Below are 19,149 nucleotides of genomic sequence, written 5' to 3'. Positions count from 1 at the left end.
TCAGCCGCCAGTGTTTACAGCCACCGGCGGATGTCGGGCGGTGATATCGAACAGCGTGTAGGACAGCGTCAGGTGCTTCACTTCCTTGGGCATGTCGCGGTCAACGATGAAACGCACCGGCATCTCGATCTGTTCACCGGGTTGCAGCACCTGCTGGGTAAAGCAAAAGCATTCGGTCTTGTGGAAAAACGCCGCGGCGTTGCTCGGCGCAATACTCGGCACCGCTTGCGCACTCATCGGTTTGTCGGTGGGATTGCGTGCGATGAAGACCATCTCGTTCACCGCGCCGGGATTGGCGGTCAGCTCGTCGTGTTTCGGGTAAAAGTCCCACGGCATGTCGGCGGTGTTGGTCGAGAGAAACTGCACGCGCACCTGGCGCGAGGTGTCGACCACTTGCTCGCCCGCATACTGGCCGCCGGTCTTGCCGTTGATGCCGAAGGCTTTGCACATCACGTCGTAGATCGGCACCAGGGCGAAACCGAAGACGAACATCGCCACCACCACCAGCAACAGGCGGGTGACGAGTTTCTTCAGCGAGATCGAGTCAGCCATGGTTCATGCCTCCCTCGTGTTCCCTGGTGGCCGGTGATGCTGTGGTGAGGGGATTTATCCCCGTTGGGCTGCGAAGCGGCCCTGAATCCAGCGCACACGGTCTACCTGATAAATTTCGATTGCAGATTTTGGGGCTGCTGCGCAGCCCAACGGGGATAAATCCCCTCGCCACGGGGGATCTGTGTACATCCACAGAAGATTTGTGAGCATCCACTGGGGATCTGTGCCTCTGCACACATTGCAAAAAACAGGAGGTGTTCATTTCACTTCCGGCGGCGTGGTGAAGGTGTGATACGGCGCCGGCGACGGCACGCTCCACTCCAGCCCTTCGGCGCCGTCCCACGGTTTCGCCGGGGCCGGTGCGCCGCCACGGATGGTCTTGATGACGATGAACAGGAAGAAGATCTGCGTGGCGCCAAACATGAACGCGCCGATCGACGAGACCATGTTGAAGTCGGCGAACTGCAGGTTGTAATCCGGAATCCGTCGCGGCATCCCCGCAAGGCCGACGAAGTGCATCGGGAAAAAGGTCAGGTTCATGCCCACGAACGACAGCCAGAAATGCAGCTTGCCGAGGGTTTCGTCGTACATGTGCCCGGTCCACTTCGGCAGCCAGTAATAGGCCGAGGCGAAGATGCCGAAGATCGCCCCGGGCACCAGCACATAGTGGAAGTGCGCGACGACGAAGTAGGTGTCCTGGTACTGGAAGTCCGCCGGGGCGATTGCCAGCATCAGCCCGGAAAAACCACCGATCGAGAACAGGATGACGAACGCCACGGCAAACAGCATCGGCGTCTCGAAGGTCATCGAGCCTTGCCACATGGTGCTGGCCCAGTTGAACACTTTCACACCCGTCGGCACGGCGATCAGCATGGTCGCGTACATGAAGAACAACTCGCCCACCAGCGGGATGCCGACCACGAACATGTGGTGCGCCCAGACGATGAACGACAGGAACGCGATGCTCGCCGTGGCGTAGACCATCGAGGTGTAGCCGAACAGCGGTTTGCGCGCGAAGGTCGGGATGATCTGGCTGACCGCGCCGAACGCCGGCAGGATCATGATGTACACCTCGGGGTGGCCGAAGAACCAGAACACATGCTGGAACAGCACTGGATCACCACCGCCGGCAGCACTGAAGAAACTGGTGCCGAAGTGGATGTCCATGAGCATCATCGTCACGCAGCCAGCGAGCACCGGCATCACTGCGATCAGCAGAAACGCGGTGATCAGCCAGGTCCACACGAACAGCGGCATTTTCATCAGGGTCATGCCGGGTGCGCGCAGGTTGAGGATGGTCGCGACTACGTTGATCGCGCCCATGATCGAACTGATGCCCATCAAGTGGATGGCGAAGATGAAGAACGTCACGCTTTCCGGTGCATAAGTCGTCGACAGCGGCGCGTAGAACGTCCAGCCGAAATTCGGCCCGCCACCGGGGGTGAACAGGGTCGAGACCAGCAGCAGAAACGCGGCCGGCAACAGCCAGAAACTGAAGTTGTTCATCCGTGGCAGGGCCATGTCGGGCGCGCCGACCATCAGCGGGATCATCCAGTTGGCGAGGCCGACGAAGGCCGGCATCACCGCACCGAACACCATGACCAGACCGTGCATGGTGGTCATCTGGTTGAAGAATTCCGGCTGCACGATCTGCAGGCCGGGCTGGAACAGCTCGGCGCGAATGACCATGGCGAACGAGCCGCCCAGCAGGAACATGCAGAAGGCAAACCACAGGTACAGCGTGCCGATGTCCTTGTGGTTGGTGGTCAGCACCCAGCGCATCAGGCCTTTGGCGGGGCCGTGGGCGTGGTCGGCGTGACCGTGGTCATCGATGACAGCGCTCATGGCCGGTCTCCTTTACGAAGTTGGACGGGGCGGGCCGGGGCGCGCTGCCCCGACCGGTTCACTGAATACGCAATTGACCGGCTCATTTGCTTTCCGCCTGTTTCAGCTCCAGCACTTCTTTTGGCGTGACCATGTCGCCCTTGTTGTTGCCCCAGGCGTTACGTTCGTAAGTCACGACCGCTGCGATATCGACTTCCGACAGCTGTTTGCCGAACGCCGCCATGGCGGTGCCCGGTTTGCCGTGGTAGACGATGCTCAGGTGATCCTTGATCGGCCCGGTGGCGATTTTCGAGCCCTTGAGTGCCGGGAACATCGGCGGCAGGCCCTGGCCTTCGGCCTGGTGACAGGCCACGCAAGTGGTGTGATAGACCTTGTCGCCGCGTTCCTTGAGCTCGTCGAGGGTCCATTCCTTGCTGGTCAGTTCTTTGAGCTGCGCGGCCTCGGCCTTGCGCTCGGCGAGCCATTTTTCGTAGTCGGCCTGTTCCTTGACCTCGACCACGATCGGCATGAAGCCGTGGTCCTTGCCGCACAATTCGGCGCACTGGCCACGGTAGAGGCCAGGCTTGTCGATGCGCGTCCAGGCCTCATTGACGAACCCGGGAATCGCATCGCGCTTGACTGCAAATGCCGGCACCCACCAGGAGTGAATGACGTCGGCGGAGGTCACCAGAAAGCGCACCTTGGCGCCGATCGGCAGCACCAGCGGCTTGTCGACTTCGAGCAAGTAATGCTCGCCCTTGGCTTCTTTGTTGTGAATTTGTTCGGCGGGGGTGGCCAGGTTACTGAAGAACTCGACGTCCTGGCCTAGGTATTTGTAGTGCCACTTCCACTGATAACCGGTGATCTGGATATCGATGTCCGGCTCGCTGGTGTCGTACATCTTGATCAGCGTCGCAGTGGCCGGGACGGCCATGGCCACCAGAATCAGCAGCGGCACGATGGTCCACATGATCTCGACGCCGGTACTTTCGTGGAATTTGGCCGCGACCTGGCCGGTAGAGCGGCGGTGCACCATCATCGACCAGAACATGGCGCCGAAGACGATGATCCCGATCACCACACAGATCCAGAAAATGGTCATGTGCAGGTCGAATACTGCGTGACTGATTTCAGTCGCTCCAGGCGCCATATTCACAGTCCATGCCGCGTTGGCCGGGCTGAAAATCGACCACAACAGGAGGCCCATCCAGACATGTGGATGTCGCATCATTGCGGGTTCCCCTTATCGTTCTTGTTATCCCGCCGGCGTATCGCCTGCGGCAAGGGAGCGGCTGCATCAGACTACGAACTTGAATCGCCGGGCCTTGCTGCGGGTGCAGTCGGGCGTCATCAGCTAACTCCATTCATTGGCGAGTATAGACAGCGCCCGGGAATTGCAACCCGGGCACGTAAATGAGCTGAAACACCCGGCGCTTGCGTTCAAGTGCCCGAATGGAGAAGGATGCAGACGAGTGGTGGCGAATGGATATAACGCAGCTGCATCAAGGATGAAATAATTATGACAAATGCGTCTTAGCGTTTTTCGTAAGCCAGCTAAGTTATGTCTTCCCTATTTCATTGCCTTGTTTCCTGGAGTTTTCATGAACACCGCCGCATTGCGCGAGCAGATCCAAAAAGCCCAACAGCACGAAAAAGACACCGGCCTGCTGACCCGTCAGCTGGAAAGCAAGCTGCCTCACCTGCACCCGGCGATCCAGTTGCCGGAAGCCGACGCCCAGGGCGTTCTGACACGTTTTGTCGCCGCCTACATCGATGAAGTACCAGACCTGCTGGATGCAGCCAATGAAGTCGCCAGGGAAGCGGGAATCGAATCGCAGATCAAACCGGTGCTGAAAATCGCCGAGCAGTATTTCCTCCAGCCGCCGGCGATCATGGCTGGGCACGTCGGCCTGGACAGCCTGCTCGACGAGGCCTATCTGGCACACCGTTTTGTCGAAGAGGTCAACGACCTGTACATCAAGCATTTCGGCCAGCCATTGATCCCCTTGGACATGACGGTCGCCAACCTGATTGCTCACCAATTGATCGGTGAGGAATTCGCCAACCAACTGGACGAAGCGGTGCATCACGCGATCGACGAGATGCTCAACGAAGAGAGTTTTGCTTTGGAGTCGGTAGAAGCCTACCGCGAAAAACTCAGCAGTCCGGACACTGGCGCGGCGTGGAAACGCTGGCCGTGCATGAGCCGCCGGTTGGGAGTGGGGCTTGAGCTGGATCAGCCTGCTGCGTAACCCTCATACACCATAGATGCAATGTGGGAGCGAGCCTGCTCGCGAATGCGGTCGATCATTCAACATCTCTGTTGGCTGATACACCGCTTTCGCGAGCAGGCTCGCTCCCACAGGGTTTGTGCTCAGGCAGGAAGATCTAGCCAGCCGCACCAATCCCGGTATTGGTCCGCACCCGCCCCTCAAGCCGTCGCTTCAACCCGCGCGATTCGATCAACAGCTTCGAACCCTTGGCCGCATTCGCCCGGCCCCACTCCTCAAGCAACTCGAGACACGAATGGTCGATGTAGCTGAGGTTGTTGAGCGGCACATGTACTGTGGTGCCGTGAGGAATGCTGCCCAGAACCTGGGTCAGCGCCGGTACTTTGAGGAACGTCGCCGCGCCGACCAAACGCAATTCCATCTCGCCGTCCTGCGGCAGGTCGATCAGGCTGATCTTCAGGCGCGAAGCCTTGAATGCCAGCTTCAACATGGTCAGACCGAAGCCGATCAGCACACCGGTGAGCAGGTCAGTGAAGATGATCGCCAACGCTGTAGCGGCGTAGGTGAACATCGGCATCCGCCCGTACCGGCCCAGACCACGGAAGGCTTTCAGGTCGACCAGTTTGAAACCGGTATACACCAGCACACCCGCCAGGCTCGCCACCGGAATGCTTTGCAGCACGCTCGACAGCAACAGCACGAATGCCAGCAGCCACAGGCCATGGAAAATCGTCGAGTAGCGTGTGGTCGCACCGGCCTGGACGTTGGCCGAACTGCGCACGATCACCCCGGTCATCGGCAGCGCGCCGACCAGACCGCAGAGCATGTTGCCGACACCTTGCGCCGACAGTTCACGGTCGAAGTCCGAACGCACGCCGCTGTGCATGCGGTCCACCGCCGCGGCGGACAACAGGGTTTCGGCACTGGCGATAAACGCCACGGCGAACGCGGCGATCAGCAGCGTCGGGTCGGCCAGATTCATCAGGTCGGCCGGCTTGAGCCAATCGATCGCTTCGGCCAGGTTCGCCGGTACCTCAACGCGCTTGACCTGCAACGCCAGCAGCAGACTCGCCACGGTGGCCAGACCCACACCGAGCAATGCGCCGGGAATGAAGCGCAGCGAATGCGGACGGAATTTTTCCCACAGCCACATCACCGCAATCGTCGACAGACCGAGCAGACCCGCCTGCCAGCCAAACGATGGCAAGGCCTGCGCCACGGCCGCCGGGAACGCCGTGAGGTTGTCCAGCCCGGAAGGCTGCGGCTTGGCATCGAGCATCACATGGATTTGCGAGAGCACAATCAACACGCCAATGCCCGCGAGCATGCCGTAAACCACCGCTGGCGCCGTGACCCGAAACCAGCAGCCAAGCTTCAGCCGCCCGGCGACCAGTTGCAGAAAACCGGCGAGCAGCAGGATCGGCCCGAGCATCTCGATGCCATGCTGGCGCACCAGCTCGAAAACCAGCACCGCCAGACCCGCCGCCGGACCGCTGACCTGCAACGGCGAGCCCGCCAGCCAACCGACCACCAGACCGCCGATGATGCCGGTGATCAGACCTTTTGCCGGCGGCAGCCCTGAGGCAATCGCGATGCCCATGCACAGCGGCAGGGCGACCAGAAACACAACCACGGAGGCGAGCAGCTCCCGTGGCAACACAGCTTTCAATTGAGCCGCACGCATGGCGATTCTCCCGAAGTTTTCTTCAGGCGTGGCGAGGCCGGACCGCTGAATCAGCGGCCGGCGTCATACCACACAGATTGTTGGGAAGATTTAGAAGCGCGCTTTGGGCGTCGCCACAGGAATCGGATGGCTGCCGTCGAGAGGCAGGAAACGACCCTGGTCCGCGTCGTAAGCTTTGATTTCGCTGGTTTCGATGTTGTAGACCCAGCCATGGATGAACAGATGACCGTTCGCCATGCGCGAGGCTACCGAAGGATGGGTACGCAAGTGCTGCAGTTGGGCGATGACGTTTTCCTCGGTGAGGATCGGCATGCTGTCTTTTTCGTCGGTGCAGTTGCAGTTGTCGTGCACCATGGTTTTCGCGACTTCAGCGTGGCGCAGCCAGGCTTTGACCGTCGGCATTTTTTCCAGGCTGTCGGGGTTGAGTACCGCGCGCATGGCGCCGCAATCGGAGTGGCCGCAAATGATGATGTGCTGCACGCCCAGCGCCAGTACCGCGTACTCGATAGCGGTGGAGACGCCGCCGTTCATCTGACCGTAGGGCGGCACCACGTTGCCGACGTTACGGGTAACGAACAGATCGCCCGGCGAGCTCTGGGTGATCAGCTCGGGAACGATGCGCGAGTCGGCGCAAGTGATGAACATCGCCTTGGGCGCCTGAGCGGTGGCGAGCTTCTTGAACAGTTCTTCCTGCTGCGGAAAAACGTCATGATGAAAGCGTAAAAAGCCATCAACGATCTGTCGCAGTGCTGCATCGGCGGATTGTGCTTCAGGGCTTTGCGCCGAGGCAGCCAACGACTGTTTATCCTTGTCACTCATGATTCATCCTCTTGTGCGGATTCAGGGAGTCTTCCCCGGTATTCCGGTATGAAGCCAGTGGCTGTTTAAACCATCCGGGTCATCCCGACCCGTCAGTCACTCGATGAACAAGGTAGCCGCCGAAACTTAACTGAAACTGAATCAAACGCTCTAGAACGTGTGTTCCAGGTCACAAAAAACGTGACTGGCGTGTTTCGGCGGAAGGATTCCAACCCGTCAACCCAAAGCCAATTGTCGCTAAATCAACGACATCTGGCGACCCGGCGGACAGAAGGCCGAGCAGTCGAGGTTATAGCCCTCGCGTTTGTTCAGGCCAAGCTTTTTGATGGCCTTGGCAAATCTTTGTGCGAGCAGGTCGGCAAACGGTCCTTCACCGCGCATGCGCGCACCGAAACGGCTGTCGTAGAGTTCGCCGCCGCGACTCTGGCGGATCAGGCTCAGCACATGGGCGGCACGTTGCGGATAGTGCGCCTGCAACCACTCCTCGAACAGCGGCGCGACTTCCAGCGGCAGGCGCAGCATCATGTAGGCAGCGCTTTGCGCACCGGCGGCGTGGGCCTCGGTGAGCAGGCTTTCGATCTCACTGTCATTGATCATCGGAATCATCGGCGAACACAGCACGCCTACTGGAATGCCTGCTTCGCGCATGACCCGGATCGCGCGCAGGCGTGCCTTGGGCGCTGCGGCGCGCGGTTCGAGGATGCGTTTGAGTTCATCATCCAGCGTGGTCAGGCTGATCATCACCGACACCAGCCGTTGCTGCGCCAACTCGGTCAGCAAATCGAGATCGCGCAGAATCAGCGAACCTTTGGTGACAATGGTCACCGGATGCCGGTAACGCAGCAGCACTTCCAGGGTCTGACGGGTGATTTTGTATTCGCGCTCGATGGGCTGATACGGGTCGGTATTGGAGCCGAGATTGATCGGCGCACATTGATAGCCGGGTTTGCTCAGCTGTTCCTCGAGGACCTGGGCGGCATTGGTCTTGGCAATCAGCCGGGTTTCGAAATCCAGGCCCGGCGACATGTCCCAATAGGCGTGGCTGGGCCGTGCGTAGCAATAGATGCAGCCGTGTTCGCAGCCGCGATAGGGATTGAGCGAACGGTCGAAGGGCAGATCCGGCGAGGTGTTGCGGCTGATGATCGATTTGGCCTTCTCGATGATCACTTCGGTGTTTTGCGTCTCTGGCACTTCCTGATACCAGCCATCGTCCTCGGCCACCGAACGACTGGGCGCAAAGCGGTTGTGCGGGTTGGTTGCGGTGCCGCGACCGCGAGGTGGCAATGGAGTAGACATGAAAACGCCCCGATACTGTATATGCGAACAGTATCGGGGCGATCGTCATCTGGCTAGTGCCATCGGGCGAGTGGTCAGTTGTGTTGCGTCACTTGGCCAAGATCGTCACCGGAGGTCTGCTTCATATCCTCCGTACGCAACTCGGCAACATCGGCAGCTTTCACTGGCGCACCCTTGTTGCCCCAGCTGCCACGAATGAAACTCACCACATCCGCGACTTCCTGATCCGACAGGCGCCAGGCGAAACCGGGCATGGTGAAGGTCGATGGCGCGGTGTGCGTTGCCGGCAAAGTCCCGCCCTTGAGCACGATGTGGATCAGCGATGTCGGGTCATCCGTCTGCAGCACCGGATTGCCCGCCAGCGCCGGGAACACCCGGGTGTAGCCCTGGCCATCGGTACGGTGGCAGGCTGCGCAGTTGTCGATGTACACCGACGCGCCGCGTTGGCTGTCGTCGCCGTTCCACAGCGCTTTGGCCACTTTCTCGTCGTACTGATGCGGCTGATCCGCCGGGTCATTGGCCGGCAGTGATTTGAGATAACGGGCAATCGCGGTGAGGTCGGCGTCGCTCATGTACTGCATGCTGTGGGTGACCACATCGCCCATGCCGCCGAACACTGCGCTGCGATCACTGCGCCCGGTCTTGAGGAACTGCACCAGTTGTTCTTCGCTCCAGCTGCCGAGGCCATCCTTGTGATCGCCGCGCAGGCTCTTGGCGATCCAGCCTTCCAGCGGCGCACTGCCGGCGAGGAATTCGCTGCCGTCCGCCGCGCTCAGGGATTTTTCCTGCATGGTCAGCGCACGCGGGGTGTGACAGGCGCCGCAGTGGCCGAGGCCTTCGACCAGGTATGCGCCACGATCGATCACCGGATCGGCCGATGTGGCCTGGTAATCCTCGACCTTCGGCGCGAACAGCCAGCGCCAGCCCATCAGCGGCCAGCGCATGCTCAACGGCCAGGGAATGTCGCTGGCCTTGTTCTCCTGCGCCACCGGTTCGACGCCGTGCATGAAGTAGGCGTACAGCGCCTGCATGTCGGCCTGGTTGACCCGCGCGTAGGACGGATACGGCATCGCCGGGTACAACGTGCTGCCGTTTTTGGCCACACCGTGGCGCACGGCCTGATCGAAGTCTTCGAAGCTGTAGTCGCCCAGACCGGTCTTGTCCGGGGTGATGTTGGTCGAGTAGATCGTGCCGATCGGCGTCTCCATTGGCAGACCGCCGGCGAACGGCTTGCCGCCCTTGGCCGTGTGGCAGGCCACGCAGTCACCGGCGCGGGCAAGGTATTCGCCTTGCTTGATCAGATTTTGATCAACATCGGCCGCATAAATTGCAGTGCTGCCGAGCAGGGCGAGGGTGGCGATAACGAAAGTTTTCATGGTCATCGCTCCTTAAGCCTGTACCAGCGGGCCGGGGTTTTTCAGGTATTGCTCGCGGATCGCTTTTGCCGACCAGTAGGTCAGCGCCGCCACCAGCCCGGTCGGGTTGTAGCCCAGGCCCTGCGGGAACGCCGAGGCGCCCGGGACGAATACGTTGTGCACGTCCCAGCTCTGCAAATAGCGGTTCAGGGCGCTGGTCTTCGGATCGGTGCCCATGATCGCGCCACCGTTGAGGTGGGTGGTCTGGTACGAGGCGGTGTTGAAGTGATCGCCGACCTGCTTGCCGATCACTGTAATGGCTTTCGGGCCCATGGCTTGGGCGATCTTGCCCATTTTCTCGACCATGAAGCGGTTCATCTTGATGTCGTTTTCCTGCCAGTCGAAAGTCATGCGCAGCAGCGGCAGGCCGTAGGCATCGCGGTACACCGGATCGAGATCGAGGTAGTTGCCACGGTAGGATTGATGCGCGCCGTGGGCGTCCATCGACACCTGGTGGGTGTAGTAATCGGCGGTGGCGCGTTTCCATGCGCTGCCCCACGCCGGTGTGCCCGGCGGGTTCGAGGTGCCGGCAATCGGTCGACTGCCAGCCTGGTTGACCCACATCGGCGAACCGCCGACGAAGCCGTGCGGGCCGTGGTCGAAGTTGTCGGCGTTGAAATCGTCCACCGCCACGCCGTTGCCGCCAGCGCCGATGAAGTTGTTGGTGTGGGTGTCCTTGTCGAAGAAGGCCTTGATGGTGGCCATGTTCTGGTAGGCGAAGTTACGCCCGACCACGCCTTCGCCGCTGATCGGGTCGTACGGTTTGCCGATCCCGGACAGCAGCATCAGACGCACGTTGTGCAACTGGAATGCGCCGAGGATCACCAAATCCGCCGGCTGCTCGATCTCGCGGCCCTGGCCGTCGATGTAGGTGACGCCGGTCGCTTTGGACTTGCTGCTGTCGAGGTTGACCCGCAGCACATGGGAGTTGGGCCGCAGTTCGAAATTCGGCAGGGGCTTGAGCGCCGGCAGAATGTTCACGTTCGGCGAGGCCTTGGAATACATGTAGCAGACGTAGCCGCTGCAGAAACCGCAGAAATTGCACGGCCCCATCTGTGCGCCGTAGGGATTGGTGTACGGCCCCGAAGTATTAGCCGAAGGCAGGTTGTAGGGTTTGTAACCGACTTCTGTGGCCGCTTTGCCGAACAGCTGTGCGGATACGGTGTTCTTCTGCGCTTCAAGCGGGAACGGGTTGGAACGATCCGCCGCGTATGGGTTACCGCCCTTGCCCTGACCGACCAGTTGGCCCTTCACCGTCCAGGCCTGGCCGGAGGTGCCGAAGACTTTTTCCGCGAAGTCGAAAAACGGTTCCAGCTCTTCATAGCTGACGCCGAAATCCTGGATGGTCATGTCTTTGGGGATGAAGCTTTTGCCGTAGCGTTCTTCGTAGTGGCTGCGCATACGCAACTCGATCGGGTCGACGCGAAAGTGCACGCCCGACCAGTGCAGACCGGCGCCGCCGACGCCGTTACCCGGCAAAAACGCGCCCAACTGGCGGTTGGGCAGGGCGATGTCGTTGACGCTGTGGCGAATGGTCACCGTCTCTTTGGAGATGTCCTGAAAGAGTTTCTTGCGCACGCTGTAGGTGAGTTCGTCGATCACCTGTGGATAGTTGCCGTCGGGGTAGGTGTCCTGCATCGGCCCGCGCTCCAGCGCCAGCACGTTGAGGCCCGCCTCGGTGAGCTCCTTGGCCATGATCGCGCCCGTCCAGCCGAAACCGACGATGACTGCATCAACCTTCTTCATTACCGTTGCCATGCTTACGCCCTCTCGCCGCGAATCGACACTGCCGGGAAGGGGTATTGCTCGTTGCGTTCCACCCAATCCATGAAATCGGCGCGGGCGCCGGGGAAACCGATCATGGTCCAGCCGACCATGCCTTTATTGCCACCGTGGATCGGGTCGCAGAAGAAACCTTCCTTGGTGTTTTGCAGCAGCAGATTGAAGAAAATCTTCGCCGGCACCGCGTCGAACTGCGGCTTGCCGGCTTCGAGTTGCTTGAGCAAATCGTCTCGGGTAGCGCTGTCTTGCTCGGCAAATGTTTTACCGCTCAGACCTTTTACCCACTGATCCGTGGCGGCGATGCCGAGGCGATAGATGTCTTTGGGCACCAGTTTGCTCTGCCAGCCCATCTCCGGTGCCGCGTCGGCATTGAACGGGCCTTGCATGTACCACAGGGCACCGGCGGCGTACGGGGTGTTCATCTGGCGGTCGATGTATTCCGGCACGCCCGCTTCGAGGGCACCGGGGCCTTGTGCGTCGTTGGGGATCAACTGGGCGACGGCGGCATTGATGAATGCCCATTCTTCAGCGGTGAAAAAGCTCGGCTGATAATCACCCGCGCCAACAGCGGCAGGTTTTGCTGCGGCCGGCGCCGGTGTACTTTCAGGTGCGGCTTGCAGCACGCTGCTGCCCAGGCCGGTACCGGCAAGCGTGACCACCGGAATCAGGGTCAGGGATTTGCGCAAGAATTCACGCCGCGGGTTGTCTCGATCTTGATCAGACATGGGGGGCACCTCATCAGGCATAGAAGTCAGCCGCTTCTGCGAGCAGCTCGAGGAATTTTGCGTTGCGACGATCAGGGTCCGGTCGGGTAAAAGCCGTTCCCTCTGCAACATCATGTGACAAATGGTAGCAGGCTAAGCATCAAGAAAAACCGTTTGCACGGAAAAAAGCCCGGCGAGGCGCCGATTCACGTTTCTTTGACGGCCGGCTCACGGCGTATTGACCGCTTGATAGCGAAGCTGCAATTCCTCCCATGAAGATTGCCGAAACGGTCAGCCCAGCATGTCTCGAGTGCGCTTTTTCCCCGCGTTATGTTTTTCGCTTGTTGCACTGTTGCATGGCATTGCCGCCCGGGCGGCCGACGCCACGCCATCTCGCCCGGCCGAGTGGGCACAGCCGGTTGAGGCGCAGTTCAACCTGTTCCGCATGTCACCGACGCTGTATCGCAGCGCCTTGCCCAGCCGCAGCGCGGTGCCGCTGTTGAACAGTCTGCACGTCGTCACCGTAATCAACTTCCTGCCTGACGCTGATAGCGACTGGCTTTCCGCGCCGGGCATCAAGCAAGTGCAGCTGCCGTATCGCACCAACCACGTCGACGACAGCGATGTGCTCAAGGCTCTGCGCGCGATTCAGTCCGCCGAAGCCGACGGGCCGGTGCTCATGCACTGCAAGCACGGTTCTGACCGCACCGGTCTGATGGCGGCGATGTACCGCGTGGTGGTGCAGGGCTGGAGCAAAGAGCAGGCGCTCAAGGAAATGACCGAGGGCGGTTTTGGTGACAGTCAGCATTTCCACGACAGCGTGCGCTACGTGATGCAGGCCGATGTCGATCGGTTGCACGAAGCCTTGATCAATGGCGAATGCAGCACCAGTGCATTCGCCATGTGTTCGATGAAGAGCTGGTTCGACTCGGCGCACGTTCAGCGTTGATCAGCTCAAGCGGCTGGCGCAGGAAATAGCGCGTTGTCGATGGGTTTTCCGAGAAAGGCTTGCAGTGCGGCGGGCAGTGCCTGCCTGTCCCCCGAGAGCAGGTGTTCGCGCATGTCGCGGCCCGTCTGTTCGTTGAACAGACCTTCACGTTCGAAGCGCTTGAACGCCTCGCTCGCCAGCACACCCGACCATTTGTAGGCGTACAGCGAAGCCTCATAACCGGTAACCAGATAATCGCAGCTGTTGGCGAAGCGGCAGTAGGCCGGGATGGACAGGTGCGCGAACTCACTTTGCACATCCTCGACTACTTGCTGAACAGTGCGACCGTCACCGTGACAGCGGTGCAGTTCGAAGTCGACCAGCGCGTTCAGCAACAGCATTGCCGTCTCCCGGCTGCGCTGGATGCCTGTGGCGGAAAACGCGGTATTGGCCTGCGCTTCGGACAGACGCTCACCGCTCTGGTGATGCGTACCCAGCCAGCGCAGGAATTGCCCGGATAACGCCCATTTTTCGAACAGTTGCCCGACAAACTCGGCAGCGTCGCGGCTCAGATGCGAAATGCCGGACAGGTTGTAATGCGGCGAACGCGTCAGCACGTGATGCAGGCAATGGCCGAATTCGTGCAGCAGAACGCGCAGATCCTGCGGATCCAGCAGGTGCGTTTGCCCGTTTTCCGCTGCCGGGTAATTGCATTGAAGCGAGGCAATCGGCAGTAATGGTCGGCCTTCGGCGGTGATCCGTCGATTGCGCAGTACACCGGTCCAGGCATAGTCGTTGCCCGCGTCGCGGTGGAACGGGTCGATGTAGATGTAACCAACCGGTTGCTGACGCTCGCTGATTTCGAACAGGCGAACATTTTCGGCGAAACGCTCGTGGACGGTATTTTCGCTGATGCTGATACCGAACATATGCTCGCTGAAGCGGCAGAGGCTGTGCAGTGTGGCTTGCAGCGCGAAGAACTCGCGCAGGTCCTGCTCCGTGCCGCCGGACTGCTTCAGGCGTAATTGCTCGGCGAGGAAATCGTGATCCCACGCTTCTAGCTGTTCAACCCCGTGCTCGCGGGCCAAGGCCTGCAAATCATCGGTCTCGCCCGCCAGTGACACGGCATTGCGGGCGATCTGCTGGCGCAGAAAACGGCCAACCTGATCGGTACCGGTAGCCATACGGTTGTGCAGGCGCAGATGGGCAAAGTTGTCAAAACCCAAGAGCCGGGCTTTGGCATGACGTGCGGCCAGCAGCGTCTGCAAAACCGGCCCGTTATCGAAGCGACCGGCCTGTGGCCCCTGATCCGAAGCGCGGGTGCACCAGGCTTTGAAATACTCCTCGCGCAGTCCGCGGTGTTGTGCCCGCCTCATGACCTGTTGGTAAGTGTTCTGATCCAGGGTCAGCCGCCACCCGGGCAGGCCGGCCTTGTGGGCATTGGCGGCCAGATGCGTCTGCATTTCGGCCGGCAGTCCCGCCACTAGCGCGGCATCGTCGATGTCCTTGCTCCATGCCGCGTTGACCGATTTGAGGTTGCTCATGAAGCGCTTTTCCAGCAGATCGATTTCGCCGTTCAATCGCGCCAGATCCTTGCGCTGCGCACTCGACAATTCGCTTCCCGCCAAGTGAAACCGGCGCAGGATTTTCGCCAGCGAGGCTTTGCGTGCATCACTGAAGCTGGCGGCTATGGAACTCTGTGCCAATCGTTGATAAACCTGGAGCAACTGTCGATTGCCGGCCTTCGCAGTCTTGTAACGCTGCGCGGCGTGCGTACTCAGGGCTTCCTGCATCAACCACTGGGGCTCATCGGCATGACTGATCGAGAGGAATTCGATGATCGCCATGGTTTCATCCAGGCGCGCATCGGCTTCATCGATGGCAATTACCACGTCGTCCCAGTTGGGATGATCGACCTGAGTGGCGATGACGTTTTCGATGATCAGCAGGTTGTCGGCAACGATGCGCTCGACTGCTGGCAGCAGATGTTCGGCGCGTATCGCCGCCCAGGGCGGCAACTGCCAATGTTGCAGGAGTGGGTTGGTGTCAGGCATGGCGTCTTCCGTGAGAGAGGGCTGGATTGGCCAGCCTAATCAGGAAGCGCAGAGGCAAGGTGGTGGATAGATACCGCCACCTGCCGACGATGATCGGCAGGCAGCGGTCGTTGTCATTGTTGCTCGTCGGGCTTTTTCTTCAACTTGGGGTTGGGGAAGAACTGCACCGCCTGAACCTTTTTGTCGGCGGCAGGCTTCAGCGCGCTGGTATTGACCCGCGTGCCCAGCTCTTTGGGCACCGACAGGCCTTGCTCGTTGAGCGTGTCGGAGTAACCGCAGGCCACGCATTCGCGGTGCGGCACGCCGTCTTCGTTCCACATCATCAACTTGTCCGGCTCGCTGCACGCCGGGCAGACCGCCCCGGCGATGAAGCGCTTCTTGGTGATCACAGGGCCGTCGCTCATGCTGCCGCGTCCTCACTCAGGCCGCTGTGGCGAAGCAGCGCGTCGATCGACGGCTCACGGCCCCGGAAGTCGACGAACAGCACCATCGGTGCCTGGGAACCGCCGCGCGCCAGAATCGCCTCGCGGAACGCCCGACCGGTTTCAGCGTTGAGCACGCCGTCTTCCTCGAATTTCGAGAAGGCGTCGGCGGACAGCACTTCAGCCCACTTGTAGCTGTAATAACCCGCCGCGTAACCACCAGCGAAAATGTGCGCAAAGCTGTTGGGGAAGCGGTTGTAAGCCGGTGGACGCATCACCGACACCTCGTCACGCACGCCCTCGAGCACTTGCGCCACGCTGCGGCCATCGCCATGGGTGGCATGCAGTTCGAAGTCGAACAGCGAAAACTCCAGCTGACGCACCATCATCAGCCCGGACTGGAAATTCTTCGCCGCGAGCATTTTTTCCAGCAGGTCCTGCGGCAGTGGCTCGCCAGTCTCGTAGTGGCCGGAAATCAGCGCCAGGCCTTCCGGCTCCCAGCACCAGTTTTCCATGAACTGGCTCGGCAGCTCGACCGCGTCCCAGGCCACGCCGTTGATGCCGGATACGCCAGCGTGTTCGACGCGGGTCAGCAGGTGATGCAGGCCGTGGCCGAACTCGTGGAACAGGGTGGTCACTTCATCGTGGGTCAGCAGCGCCGGTTTGCCGCTGTCGGCCGGAGTGAAGTTGCACACCAGATTGGCCACCGGGCTTTGCAGCACGCCGTCGATGGTGCGGCGACGGTCGCGGGCGCCGTCCATCCACGCGCCGCCACGCTTGTTGGCGCGGGCATACAAGTCGAAGAAGAAGCGGCCGACGTGCTGACCGTTTTCCTTGATCTCGAACAGGCGGACGTCCGGGTGCCAAGTGTCGAAGCCTTTCTGCTCGGCGATCTCGATGCCGTACAGACGCTGGACGATGGCGAACAGGCCGCTGAGGACTTTGTCGATCGGGAAGTAGGCTCGCAGGGTTTCCTGAGCGACGCTGTAACGCTGCTCGCGAAGTTTTTCACCGTAGAAACCGCTGTCCCAGCTTTGCAGATCGGCGCAGCCCTGTTCGGCGGCGTACGCGCGCAGCTGTTGCAGATCCTGCGCGGCGAACGGCTTGCTGCGTTGGGCCAGATCGCGCAGGAAGCTCAGCACCTGATCGCTGGATTCGGCCATTTTCGTCGCCAGGCTCAGCTCGGCGAAACTGGCGAAGCCCAGCAGTCGGGCCAGTTCCTGGCGCAGGTCGAGGATCTCTTCCATCACCGGGCCGTTGTCGTTCTGGCCAGCATTCGGGCCTTGATCCGAGGCACGGGTGCAGTAGGCGGCGTAGACTTCTTCGCGCAGCGCGCGGTCTTGCGCGTAGGTCATCACCGCGTAATAGCTGGGGAATTCCAGAGTGATCAACCAGCCATCCAGACCTTTGGCCTGGGCGGCGGCAGCCATTTGCGCCTTGGCTGAATCGGTCAGGCCGGCGAGGGCGGCTTCATCGGTAATGTGTTTGGTCCACGCCTGAGTGGCGTCGAGCAATTGGTTGGAGAAGCGGCTGCCGAGCTCGGACAGCTTGCTCTGCACTTCGGCGTAACGTTTCTGCTCGGCTTCCGGCAGGTCGATACCCGACAGGCGGAAATCGCGCAGGGCGTGTTCCAGAATGGTTTTTTGCGCGACGTCGAAACTGGCAGCTTCCGGACTGTTGGCCAGCGCTTCATACGCCTGGAACAGTTCGCGGTTCTGGCCCATTTCGGTGGAGTAGGCGCTCAGGGCCGGCAGGCACGACTCGTAGGCTTCACGCAGTTCGGCGCTGTTGCACACGGCGTTAAGATGGCTGACCGGGCTCCATGCCGCACCGAGGCGATCGTTGAGTTCGTCCATCGCCAGCACCAGACCGGCCCAGGTCGGGTTCTTGCCCTGAGTCTTGAGAATTTCGGCGATGGCGGCGCGGTTGTCCGCGAGGATGGTTTCGATGGCGGGCAGGACGTGTTCGGCACGGATCGTGGAGAACGGCGGCAGGTCGTAGGACTGCAAAAGAGGGTTGTTCACGCTCACGGTTGGCACCTTGGCTGGAAGAAACATGCGCCCATCTTAATTACAATCGACACTCACCGCAGCTATCGGCGACAGAGAGAGAACTAATCGTGTCCCTTCGCAAATACCAGAATCACACCCCCCGCTTGAGCAACGGCGCATTCGTCGACGGTTCGGCGGTGGTGATCGGCGACGTCGAAATTGGCGCAGACAGCTCGGTCTGGCCGCTGACGGTGATCCGTGGCGACATGCACCGCATCCGCATCGGTGCGCGCACCAGCGTGCAGGACGGCTGCGTGCTGCACATCACCCACGCCGGCCCGTTCAACCCGGACGGCTTTCCATTGCTGATCGGCGATGACGTGACCATCGCCCACAAGGTCATGCTGCACGGGTGCACCGTTGGCAGCCGCGTATTGATCGGCATGGGCAGCATCGTCATGGACGGTGCCGTGGTGGAAGACGATGTGATCATCGGCGCCGGCAGCCTGGTGCCGCCGGGCAAGCGCCTGCAGAGCGGCTTCCTGTATGTCGGCAGCCCGGTCAAGCAAGTGCGCCCGCTGACCGAAAAGGAAAACGCCTTCTTCACCTACAGCGCGGCGAATTACGTCAAACTCAAGGACCTGCATCTGGCCGAAGGCTACGACCAGCTCTGAATCGCCCTACACCTGCTCGGGAATTTCCATGCATTACCAGACTGTACTGTTCGACCTCGATGGCACCCTGACCGACCCGCGTGAGGGCATCACCCGCTCAATTCAATTTGCCTTGGCCAATCTCGGCATCGACGAGCCGGACCTGAGCAAACTGGAACACTTCATCGGCCCGCCGCTGCTGCAAGCGTTCATGCAGTTTTACGACTTCGACGAGGCCAAGGCCTGGGAAGCGGTGAATTTCTACCGTGAGCGCTTCAAGGTGACCGGCCTCTATGAGAATCGGGTGTTCGACGGGGTCACGCCGTTGCTGGAAACCTTGAGCGGGCAGGGGCGGCAGTTGTACATCGCCACCTCCAAACCGTGGGTGTTCGCCCGCGAGATCGCCCGGCACTTCGACTTCGCCCGCCACTTCAAGGTGATCTACGGCAGCGAGCTGGACGGCACGCGGACCAACAAGGTTGAGTTGATTGCGCACTTGCTTGAGGAAGAACGCCTGGACCCGGCGCAGACCCTGATGATCGGCGATCGCAAGCACGACCTGATCGGCGCGCGCAGCAATGGCCTGGATGCGGCGGCGGTGGGCTATGGGTTCGGCAGTTTTGAAGAACTGAATGCCGAGGCGCCGGCTTATCACTTTGAAACCTTGGACGAGTTGCATCAGGCGTTTTTGCAGCGCTGATGAAATAGCCTTCGCGAGCAGGCTCGCTCCCACAGAGGCAGCGCGATCCAATGTGGGAGCGAGCCTGCTCGCGAAAGAGCCGTTATGCCTCCGA

General features: G+C 60.7%; 16 protein-coding genes. 4 read left to right on the top strand and 12 right to left on the bottom strand.

Features of this window, described 5'->3' with window-relative positions; all coding sequences use genetic code 11:
- The 3 genes from ACV8MC_RS06160 to coxB form a co-directional block, all read right to left on the bottom strand.
- A complete protein-coding gene (locus tag ACV8MC_RS06160) occupies positions 1–552 on the bottom strand; it encodes a cytochrome c oxidase assembly protein (RefSeq protein WP_016772328.1) in 552 nt (183 codons plus the stop codon).
- Positions 553–810: 258 nt separating this feature from the next.
- Positions 811–2,397 carry a cytochrome c oxidase subunit I gene (ctaD, locus tag ACV8MC_RS06155; RefSeq protein ID WP_016772327.1) on the bottom strand — a complete coding sequence of 529 codons (1,587 nt, stop codon included), beginning with the start codon at positions 2,395–2,397 and terminating at the stop codon, positions 811–813.
- A gap of 82 nt (positions 2,398–2,479) precedes the next feature.
- On the bottom strand, positions 2,480–3,607 hold the full coding sequence (gene coxB / locus ACV8MC_RS06150; protein WP_016772326.1) for a cytochrome c oxidase subunit II: 1,128 nt from the start codon (positions 3,605–3,607) through the stop codon (positions 2,480–2,482).
- A 370-nt stretch (positions 3,608–3,977) separates the two neighbouring features.
- On the opposite strand from coxB, the gene ACV8MC_RS06145 reads away from it, so the two are divergent.
- Entirely contained in the window at positions 3,978–4,628 is a 651-nt protein-coding gene (locus ACV8MC_RS06145; protein WP_024015006.1) for a hypothetical protein, read from the top strand.
- 136 nt (positions 4,629–4,764) lie between these two features.
- Here ACV8MC_RS06145 and ACV8MC_RS06140 read toward each other — a convergent pair whose 3' ends face one another.
- The 6 genes from ACV8MC_RS06140 to ACV8MC_RS06115 form a co-directional block, all read right to left on the bottom strand.
- Entirely contained in the window at positions 4,765–6,291 is a 1,527-nt protein-coding gene (locus ACV8MC_RS06140) for a SulP family inorganic anion transporter (RefSeq protein ID WP_150743234.1), read from the bottom strand.
- A gap of 90 nt (positions 6,292–6,381) precedes the next feature.
- Positions 6,382–7,110, bottom strand: coding sequence for a carbonic anhydrase (locus ACV8MC_RS06135; RefSeq protein WP_016772323.1), 729 nt, complete (start codon positions 7,108–7,110; stop codon positions 6,382–6,384).
- A 237-nt stretch (positions 7,111–7,347) separates the two neighbouring features.
- Entirely contained in the window at positions 7,348–8,406 is a 1,059-nt protein-coding gene (locus ACV8MC_RS06130) for a PA0069 family radical SAM protein (protein WP_136493272.1), read from the bottom strand.
- Between the two features lie 74 nt (positions 8,407–8,480).
- Entirely contained in the window at positions 8,481–9,782 is a 1,302-nt protein-coding gene (locus ACV8MC_RS06125; RefSeq protein WP_457264771.1) for a c-type cytochrome, read from the bottom strand.
- Between the two features lie 12 nt (positions 9,783–9,794).
- Entirely contained in the window at positions 9,795–11,579 is a 1,785-nt protein-coding gene (locus tag ACV8MC_RS06120) for a GMC family oxidoreductase (protein ID WP_457264769.1), read from the bottom strand.
- 2 nt (positions 11,580–11,581) lie between these two features.
- The gene (locus tag ACV8MC_RS06115; RefSeq protein WP_095182280.1) at positions 11,582–12,328 is read right to left on the bottom strand and encodes a gluconate 2-dehydrogenase subunit 3 family protein; all 747 of its coding nucleotides are present in this window, start codon (positions 12,326–12,328) and stop codon (positions 11,582–11,584) included.
- A gap of 280 nt (positions 12,329–12,608) precedes the next feature.
- On the opposite strand from ACV8MC_RS06115, the gene ACV8MC_RS06110 reads away from it, so the two are divergent.
- Complete coding sequence (locus ACV8MC_RS06110; RefSeq protein ID WP_457264767.1) at positions 12,609–13,256, top strand: phosphatase domain-containing protein; 648 nt, start codon at positions 12,609–12,611, stop codon at positions 13,254–13,256.
- A 5-nt stretch (positions 13,257–13,261) separates the two neighbouring features.
- Here the strand turns inward: ACV8MC_RS06110 and ACV8MC_RS06105 are convergent, their stop codons facing one another.
- The 3 genes from ACV8MC_RS06105 to prlC form a co-directional block, all read right to left on the bottom strand.
- On the bottom strand, positions 13,262–15,289 hold the full coding sequence (locus ACV8MC_RS06105) for a M3 family metallopeptidase (protein ID WP_457264765.1): 2,028 nt from the start codon (positions 15,287–15,289) through the stop codon (positions 13,262–13,264).
- Between the two features lie 113 nt (positions 15,290–15,402).
- A complete protein-coding gene (locus ACV8MC_RS06100) occupies positions 15,403–15,693 on the bottom strand; it encodes a YheV family putative zinc ribbon protein (RefSeq protein WP_016772316.1) in 291 nt (96 codons plus the stop codon).
- The gene (prlC, locus tag ACV8MC_RS06095; RefSeq protein ID WP_024015021.1) at positions 15,690–17,768 is read right to left on the bottom strand and encodes an oligopeptidase A; all 2,079 of its coding nucleotides are present in this window, start codon (positions 17,766–17,768) and stop codon (positions 15,690–15,692) included. The genes ACV8MC_RS06100 and prlC overlap by 4 nt, the downstream gene beginning before the upstream one ends.
- A gap of 62 nt (positions 17,769–17,830) precedes the next feature.
- On the opposite strand from prlC, the gene ACV8MC_RS06090 reads away from it, so the two are divergent.
- Positions 17,831–18,376, top strand: a complete 546-nt coding sequence (locus ACV8MC_RS06090) for a gamma carbonic anhydrase family protein (protein WP_150637331.1) — start codon at positions 17,831–17,833, stop codon at positions 18,374–18,376.
- A 28-nt stretch (positions 18,377–18,404) separates the two neighbouring features.
- On the top strand, positions 18,405–19,055 hold the full coding sequence (locus ACV8MC_RS06085) for an HAD family hydrolase (protein WP_024015022.1): 651 nt from the start codon (positions 18,405–18,407) through the stop codon (positions 19,053–19,055).
- Positions 19,056–19,149: the final 94 nt, after the last annotated feature.

This window comes from Pseudomonas sp. PK-RTE-24 (assembly GCF_054052265.1).
The sequence above is the reverse complement of the archived record's forward strand: the minus strand, read 5'-3'. Positions and strand labels throughout refer to the sequence as shown.

Coding starts and splice junctions, on each gene's coding strand:
- ACV8MC_RS06130 (WP_136493272.1), bottom strand. CDS start 8,406: ATGTCTACTCCATTGCCACCTCGCGGTCGCGGCACCGCAACCAACCCG.
- ACV8MC_RS06125 (WP_457264771.1), bottom strand. CDS start 9,782: ATGAAAACTTTCGTTATCGCCACCCTCGCCCTGCTCGGCAGCACTGCA.
- ACV8MC_RS06085 (WP_024015022.1), top strand. CDS start 18,405: ATGCATTACCAGACTGTACTGTTCGACCTCGATGGCACCCTGACCGAC.
- ACV8MC_RS06105 (WP_457264765.1), bottom strand. CDS start 15,289: ATGCCTGACACCAACCCACTCCTGCAACATTGGCAGTTGCCGCCCTGG.
- ACV8MC_RS06110 (WP_457264767.1), top strand. CDS start 12,609: ATGTCTCGAGTGCGCTTTTTCCCCGCGTTATGTTTTTCGCTTGTTGCA.
- ctaD (WP_016772327.1), bottom strand. CDS start 2,397: ATGAGCGCTGTCATCGATGACCACGGTCACGCCGACCACGCCCACGGC.
- ACV8MC_RS06135 (WP_016772323.1), bottom strand. CDS start 7,110: ATGAGTGACAAGGATAAACAGTCGTTGGCTGCCTCGGCGCAAAGCCCT.
- ACV8MC_RS06115 (WP_095182280.1), bottom strand. CDS start 12,328: ATGTCTGATCAAGATCGAGACAACCCGCGGCGTGAATTCTTGCGCAAA.
- coxB (WP_016772326.1), bottom strand. CDS start 3,607: ATGATGCGACATCCACATGTCTGGATGGGCCTCCTGTTGTGGTCGATT.
- ACV8MC_RS06160 (WP_016772328.1), bottom strand. CDS start 552: ATGGCTGACTCGATCTCGCTGAAGAAACTCGTCACCCGCCTGTTGCTG.
- ACV8MC_RS06145 (WP_024015006.1), top strand. CDS start 3,978: ATGAACACCGCCGCATTGCGCGAGCAGATCCAAAAAGCCCAACAGCAC.
- ACV8MC_RS06100 (WP_016772316.1), bottom strand. CDS start 15,693: ATGAGCGACGGCCCTGTGATCACCAAGAAGCGCTTCATCGCCGGGGCG.
- ACV8MC_RS06120 (WP_457264769.1), bottom strand. CDS start 11,579: ATGGCAACGGTAATGAAGAAGGTTGATGCAGTCATCGTCGGTTTCGGC.
- prlC (WP_024015021.1), bottom strand. CDS start 17,768: ATGTTTCTTCCAGCCAAGGTGCCAACCGTGAGCGTGAACAACCCTCTT.
- ACV8MC_RS06140 (WP_150743234.1), bottom strand. CDS start 6,291: ATGCGTGCGGCTCAATTGAAAGCTGTGTTGCCACGGGAGCTGCTCGCC.